Origin of the sequence: Roseburia sp. AF15-21 (assembly GCF_003479505.1) — a bacterium.
Lineage (GTDB): Bacteria > Bacillota > Clostridia > Lachnospirales > Lachnospiraceae > Roseburia_C > Roseburia_C amylophila.
Genome location: NZ_QUHG01000021.1, coordinates 1,667 through 7,971, shown reverse-complemented (window position 1 = coordinate 7,971; position 6,305 = coordinate 1,667). Strand labels below are relative to the sequence as shown.

The window sequence follows — 6,305 nt, the reverse complement described above, 5'->3', positions numbered from 1 at the left end:
GGAAGTAGTAAATAACGTAAAAAGACCGCAGCAGTTGGGAAATGTTGGAGAGAGTAGTAGTAATGCAAAGAATCCAATGACAGGTGATGATTGGCATAATTATTTTAATGAAACATATGGAGCAGATAATGTTACTTGGGAAAGTACATCTATCCAAGATATTGTGGATATGCCAAGTAAAATAACTGACTTTTCTCCAAAACAGATTTCAGATTTAGCCACAAAAAATGGATGGACAGTGGAACCTTTAGGCAAAGGTAGTCTAGCAGGAATTCCATACGAACAAGGCGGTGGGCTAAGTATGCATGCACCAAATGGAAGTTCTGTATATATTCAATATCATCCAGGTGGCGGACATCATGGAGAGATGCCATATTATAAGGTTTCATCTGGTAAAAATGGAATTGTAAGATATTACATAAATGGAGAAAGGGCAAAATAGTGGAAAAAGATATAGAAGAAATTATGCAATGCTATGATAGATTCATTGACATTGTAAAACAAATGTCTATGACTGCAACAGAACAAATTGCAAAACTGAAAGGTACAGTTGTTGCAGATGAGCTTGCAAGCGATTTTAGTGAAATAGGGATGATGTATGCAAAAGAGTTACTGGAAAGTGAGTGGATAAGTCAAGAACAGTATATCATTGCAAAATCTATAGATGAGATGCTAATTGGTATGTCTAAAAAAAATGAATTATGGACAGAAGACGCTCTATTAAATGCTGAAGAATGGGAAGAATGCAGAAAAAAAGGAGGTTTGCTTTTAGAAACGTTAGAATAATTTTTTTCAATAAATTTAATTAGTGTTATACTTTCGGACTCCAACAACCTATAACTCATGCATGTCTATTAATTAATCATCATGGCTGTTGTGAAGCAATTAAGAATCCATGATGTTAATTAATAGACACTAGCGAAAATTTGTCGAGTCGGGTATACGAAAGGACATTGCAAAATCAAAATAGAATATTTAGTTCCAATACGCTGATATAAACGTGCTCTTAGCAACAATGTAAAGTACGAGAAGATTACCAGCATCCGTGAATTAATCCAGGCACAGCTTGACCGATGGATAGAAGAGATTGATGCGGTGAGGAACAGTATCGTAGAAATTGCTGCTATGCCGGAGATATCCCAGGATTCCATGGAGTGACGGGAGACTCAAGGCTAGTATCGGTTAATCCAATCCGAGATACAGTATTTGCCAGTAATCCGGAACTCTATTATTTAATAGGAAATGTTTTGACAATCTCAGCTTCTATGATACTGACCGGAGGAATGGCAGCAAATGCAGCAGTAAGTGCAGGAATATCCATAGGAAGGGCAGTAGTAATAGAGTATGCAAAGCAGGGACTGACAATGGCAGCCAGCGGCTATGTGGAAAAGAGCATGACAGAAGCAACCAACAGTCCACTGGCAGGCTTTGTAGTTGGCTCACTAACCGGAATGGCAACATATGGAACGCTCAGTGAGATAGAGCTGGAAGTAGTAAATAATGTAAAAAGACCGCAGCAGTTGGGAAATATAGGGGAGAGTGGTAGAAAGACGGGTACTGTATGGGATAATATTACCCCAACTCAAGAAAAGTATCCGTATACTAATATTCCAAAATCATTTGAGATAGAGGTTAATGGAGAAAAGATGTGGGTGCATGGAAATGCAACTGAACATATGTATGAAGAAGTTTATAAGGGGATTACTACGGGAAATGGCACAGCATATACAAATCCTAATCTTTATACACAAGAAATTATGAGTGATTTTTATGGTTCGCTTCAGGAGGCAACTAAATCAGGAATTGTTTATGGAGAAAAGATTACGGAAGGTAATTGGGAATTTATATTTGCTCAGTCAAGACAAGCAGGACAGTTGCCAGTAATAAAACATGCACAGTTTAATGGATGGCATTAGGAGGTACAAGAATATGCAAGATATAATAGATATGGAATTGGAAGAATATATTCCTTTGAAGATTATATTTAATAAGGATAAGGAAGCGGTTGAATATATTTCGTATTCAAAAGATAAAACTTCTTCATTGGAATTTACAGTGGGTATAAAGAGTAAGTTATTAAAAAGAATAACGCTACTGCTTTGCAAGGAGTATTCAGAAACTACGGATAAGCTAGTGGTGGAAAATTTTGAAGATGGAAAGATAATTTTTCATAGTGATGATATAGAATGCCCTGTTTTTAAAACTATTTTGTATTCTAATGGTAGCAGAATAATATTATCAGACAAAAAAAGTTCACATTATATAAAAATGGACAAAGTGTATTTTGGATTGTCAGAAACAGATGATATTATTGAAATATGTGTATGTGATATGAGAGATTCTGAATTGGAACACTTAAAAAAAGAATTAGAGTTGCAGTGAGTGATGCCATGGCAGCCAGCAGCTACATGGAAAAGAGCATGACAGAAGAAATTTACCAGTCCACTGGCAGGCTTTGTAGTTGGTTCACTAACCGGAATGGCAACATATGGAACGCTCAATGAGGCAGAGCTGGAAGTAGTAAATAACGTAAAAAGACCGCAGCAGTTGGGGAATATAGGGGAGAGTGGTAGTAACTCGGTGTATTCTTATGATGGTGTAAAGCAAGCATCAGAATATTTACAGAGTCAGGGTGTTCCAAGAGTATATAGAAAACAGATATTGGAGTCTTTCAATGTAGAAACAATAAAACTTCAAACTGCTGGAGACAGTACATATGGTTTGAGATTTTATGGCGGAAATGCAAATACAGAGGGAAGATATTTATTTGAAACATTTTCACCTTTAACAAATCGTCAGAATTTAGCTTTACCATATGAGTGGAATAGAATGACGGGGATTCAGCAGTTCCAAGTTAGAAGTGGAACTATAATGATTACAGGAAAGACTGCTGCTCAGAAGAGTTTTGGCAGTCAGTATATTGGTGGTGCCAATCAATGGTATATTAATAATTTGGAGGATTTGATAAAATGTCATTAGAAGAGCGGTTTATTAAAAGAAATGGTGAGTTGCAACAGAAAGTAAAGGAGGAAATAGAAAAAGTAAAAGAGGGACAAAGTGAGAGAAATATGGTTCAGTTGCAAACTATATTGAGTGAACTTCAAACTAGTAGCAGACAGAAAAACATTATTTTGAGTTATCCTCGAATTATAATTGACTCATGGGATTATTCAGACTATTTAGGTATGGAGTTGGTGGAGTTGGCAGAATTATATAAAAAAATATAATTCTTATGTTTTTATTTATCCACTTAAGAATGGAATAATCAATGAAGCAGAGCTGGAAGTAATAAATAACTTAAAAAACTGCAGCAGAAGGGAATGTTGGAGAGAGTGGTACAGTACCTGACTTCTATATTGGATCAAATGGCAAAACATTGCCTAGCCAATCCTTTGCAGGTGGAAAACCAAATTCAGTAACATATGGAGGTGGAACAACCCTGTATAGAGTTGGTGGAAAGAATAGTGGCTTTTGGAGTTTAGAACTACCACCTGCTACGGAATATCAATGGCGTGTTGATACTGCAATTAAACAAGAATTTTGTAATGATGCCTCCACGTTATATAAAATGACTATTCCAGAAGGGGCGACACTATCTGGCTTGGAAGGTAGGGTTGGAAGTCAGGGAATGGGATTATATGGCGGTGCGCATCAAGTATATATTGATTATAAAGCAGTACCATCAGATTGGATAGAAATAACACCTATGCAATGGAAGTGAGGATAACATGAATATTATAGATAAAAAAAGTCATAATGAGTTAATAAATATTTTAAATGAATTAATAACCACAATTGAATTAATGAGAACTGAAAAAAAGGACTACTTATTGAATCAGAATCAAGAAGAAGCTAAAGAATGGTTGAAATTTTTATGTGAGCATACTGATAAAGAGGAATTAAAAACGCTGGAGGATGAAATTGCTAATCGGTTTGTTTTTAAATTTGATGTTGAGATTGATACTGGAGAATTGGATGGTAGAAGAGTTTCTTTAATGAAGGAGTATTTGATAAAATCAAATGAATTCCTAAAATAAAATTTATTATGTCTTCACATAAGGACATCCGAAAATCAAAATCTAATATTTAGTTCCAAAACGCTGATATAAACGTGCTATTTTCAAAACAAATTTTTGTCGCAAAAGGGCGGTATTTTTTATGATAACAAGAAATGCGTATAAGAAACAGGAATAGATGCTGATATTTTGCATGGATGACATGGTACCCAAGATTCTCATGCTCCGATTAATGATAAAGCCATGAGCTAGGAGCATGGCCGGAATATTGGGAGCCAGGAGGGTATACAAGTGGTGGAGTAAAAGAAGCAGTTGTCAATCCGGCAGTAGAAGGAACATATACATATAAACATTTGTTTGAATAGAGGTGACTATAGTTGAAGCGGATTTTAGAAGATGAAGGTATTGAATTATTAGAAGGTGCAGGAAGATATTTTCTTCAGTATGATGCAGGAGCGCATATGGTAAAGAAAAAAAGAATTAGTATTACAGCAGATGAAGCAGAAATATGTCAATTAGATGTTGATGAAATGTACAATATTATTTTACAATATCAAAATGATGGCATATATGGTGAAGATATAGTTGAATAATATTTATTATGGTTATATTTTGGAACTCCGTCAACATTAAAACTTATGCATATCTGTTAATCGCCCCTCATGGCTGCCCGAAAGTAATTTTATACAGGAGTAACAGGAGACCAAAGAATGGTATCGGATAATCCAATCCGTGATACATTATTTGCCAGTAATCCGGAACTCTATTATTTAATAGGAAATACATTGACAATCTCAGCGTCTATGATATTGACCGGAGGAATGGCAGCAAATGCAGCAGTAAGTGCAGGAACATCCATAGGAAGGGCAGTAGTGACAGAGTATGTCAAGCAGGGACTGACGGTGGCAGCCAGCAGCTATGTGGAAAAGAGCATGACGGAAGCAACCAACAGTCCACTGGCAGGCTTTGTAGTTGGCTCACTAACCGGAATAGCAACATATGGAACGCTCAGTGAGGCAGATTTGGAAGTAATGAATCTGGAGGCGTCATTAGAACTTGAGAAACAGCAGCTGGGGAATGTTGGAGAGAGTGGTAGAACAACTGTTATATATGGGGCAGATGATATAGCTAATTATCAATATAATATGATTGAAAATCCAGGTCCATTAGCGGAAATCCAAGGAAATCCTGCTAAGAATTTTTATGGTGGAAGATATAATGTAGAGGTTCTTACAGAAGATAGGATATATTATAGGGGTGGAAATTCAGATAAAGCATTAGGACAATGGTTTACAACAGAACCACCAGAATCCGTTGCAAAAGTGAGAATTGATACGGCAGTTAAGCCACAGTGGATTGATACAATTACTGGTGAATTAACAGGAGAATCAGTTGTAGATACTGTTTATGCAATTAAAATACCCAAAGGAACAACTGTTTATACTGGCCCAGTTGGTTCACAGGGAGGAGCCTATTGTGGGGGATATAATATAATGCAGACATTTATAAAAGAACCATGGAAATTGGATTATCAAGTTATTAGTAAGAGTTCATTAAAATAGTAGAGGAGGAAAAAATGACAGAGAAAGAATTATATGAACTAAGAGATATTTTTTTACAACTAGGAAAATTGGTGCAAAAATATGGCGAAAATTATTATACCATTCAAATAAAAGCTATTTCTGATATTATAAAATGTATAGATTCGGAGGAAAATGAGAAAGAAAAGACAGAATATATATTGGATAGATACAAAATATTGTATCCTTCAAAAGGTGGATTAAGCGATTTTTATATTTATGACGATGATTTTCAGACACGTTTAAAATTGAATGAGCCATTAGATGAGTTAAAAGATAAGTTATGGATGATTATGAAACAATATATTTAATTATGGTTATACTTTCGGACTCCAACAACCTATAACTCATGCATGTCTATTAATTAATCATCATGGCTGTTGTGAAGCAATTAAGAATCCATGATGTTAATTAATAGACACTAGCGAAAATTTGTCGAGTCGGGTATACGAAAGGACATTGCAAAATCAAAATAGAATATTTAGTTCCAATACGCTGATATAAACGTGCTCTTAGCAACAATGTAAAGTACGAGAAGATTACCAGCATCCGTGAATTAATCCAGGCACAGCTTGACCGATGGATAGAAGAGATTGATGCGGTGAGGAGTAGTATCGTAGAAATTGCTACTATGCCGGAGATATCCCAGGATTCCATGGAGTGACAGGAGACTCAAGGCTGGTATCGGTTAATCCAATCCGTGATACAT

Annotated in this window: 11 protein-coding genes; all 11 read left to right on the top strand. The window is 35.8% G+C overall.

Annotated features, from left to right (window positions below):
• On the top strand, positions 1 to 442 hold a 442-nt coding region (locus tag DWW33_RS15760), incomplete at its 5' end, for a hypothetical protein (RefSeq protein ID WP_330419839.1).
• Positions 442 to 786: a hypothetical protein gene (locus DWW33_RS15370; protein ID WP_199534402.1), complete on the top strand. Its 345-nt coding sequence runs from the start codon at positions 442 to 444 to the stop codon at positions 784 to 786. The genes DWW33_RS15760 and DWW33_RS15370, both read left to right, overlap by 1 nt.
• 368 nt (positions 787 to 1,154) lie before the next feature.
• Positions 1,155 to 1,916 (top strand): hypothetical protein, encoded by a 762-nt coding sequence (locus DWW33_RS15365; RefSeq protein WP_147404731.1) that lies wholly within the window; start codon positions 1,155 to 1,157, stop codon positions 1,914 to 1,916.
• 13 nt (positions 1,917 to 1,929) lie between these two features.
• On the top strand, positions 1,930 to 2,382 hold the full coding sequence (locus tag DWW33_RS15360; RefSeq protein ID WP_117842380.1) for a hypothetical protein: 453 nt from the start codon (positions 1,930 to 1,932) through the stop codon (positions 2,380 to 2,382).
• 96 nt (positions 2,383 to 2,478) lie between these two features.
• Positions 2,479 to 2,979 (top strand): hypothetical protein, encoded by a 501-nt coding sequence (locus DWW33_RS15355; RefSeq protein WP_118639819.1) that lies wholly within the window; start codon positions 2,479 to 2,481, stop codon positions 2,977 to 2,979.
• Complete coding sequence (locus DWW33_RS15350; RefSeq protein WP_118639818.1) at positions 2,970 to 3,227, top strand: hypothetical protein; 258 nt, start codon at positions 2,970 to 2,972, stop codon at positions 3,225 to 3,227. The genes DWW33_RS15355 and DWW33_RS15350 overlap by 10 nt, the downstream gene beginning before the upstream one ends.
• 149 nt (positions 3,228 to 3,376) lie before the next feature.
• The gene (locus tag DWW33_RS15345; protein ID WP_118639817.1) at positions 3,377 to 3,721 is read left to right on the top strand and encodes a hypothetical protein; all 345 of its coding nucleotides are present in this window, start codon (positions 3,377 to 3,379) and stop codon (positions 3,719 to 3,721) included.
• Between the two features lie 7 nt (positions 3,722 to 3,728).
• Positions 3,729 to 4,037 (top strand): hypothetical protein, encoded by a 309-nt coding sequence (locus DWW33_RS15340; protein WP_055040257.1) that lies wholly within the window; start codon positions 3,729 to 3,731, stop codon positions 4,035 to 4,037.
• 356 nt (positions 4,038 to 4,393) lie between these two features.
• A complete protein-coding gene (locus tag DWW33_RS15335) occupies positions 4,394 to 4,609 on the top strand; it encodes a hypothetical protein (RefSeq protein ID WP_118639816.1) in 216 nt (71 codons plus the stop codon).
• Positions 4,610 to 4,726: 117 nt separating this feature from the next.
• A complete protein-coding gene (locus DWW33_RS15330; protein WP_118639815.1) occupies positions 4,727 to 5,578 on the top strand; it encodes a hypothetical protein in 852 nt (283 codons plus the stop codon).
• Positions 5,579 to 5,592: 14 nt separating this feature from the next.
• Positions 5,593 to 5,907 (top strand): hypothetical protein, encoded by a 315-nt coding sequence (locus DWW33_RS15325; RefSeq protein WP_118087641.1) that lies wholly within the window; start codon positions 5,593 to 5,595, stop codon positions 5,905 to 5,907.
• Positions 5,908 to 6,305: the final 398 nt, after the last annotated feature.

Coding starts and splice junctions, on each gene's coding strand:
- DWW33_RS15360 (WP_117842380.1), top strand. CDS start 1,930: ATGCAAGATATAATAGATATGGAATTGGAAGAATATATTCCTTTGAAG.
- DWW33_RS15355 (WP_118639819.1), top strand. CDS start 2,479: ATGGCAACATATGGAACGCTCAATGAGGCAGAGCTGGAAGTAGTAAAT.
- DWW33_RS15350 (WP_118639818.1), top strand. CDS start 2,970: ATGTCATTAGAAGAGCGGTTTATTAAAAGAAATGGTGAGTTGCAACAG.
- DWW33_RS15340 (WP_055040257.1), top strand. CDS start 3,729: ATGAATATTATAGATAAAAAAAGTCATAATGAGTTAATAAATATTTTA.
- DWW33_RS15330 (WP_118639815.1), top strand. CDS start 4,727: ATGGTATCGGATAATCCAATCCGTGATACATTATTTGCCAGTAATCCG.
- DWW33_RS15325 (WP_118087641.1), top strand. CDS start 5,593: ATGACAGAGAAAGAATTATATGAACTAAGAGATATTTTTTTACAACTA.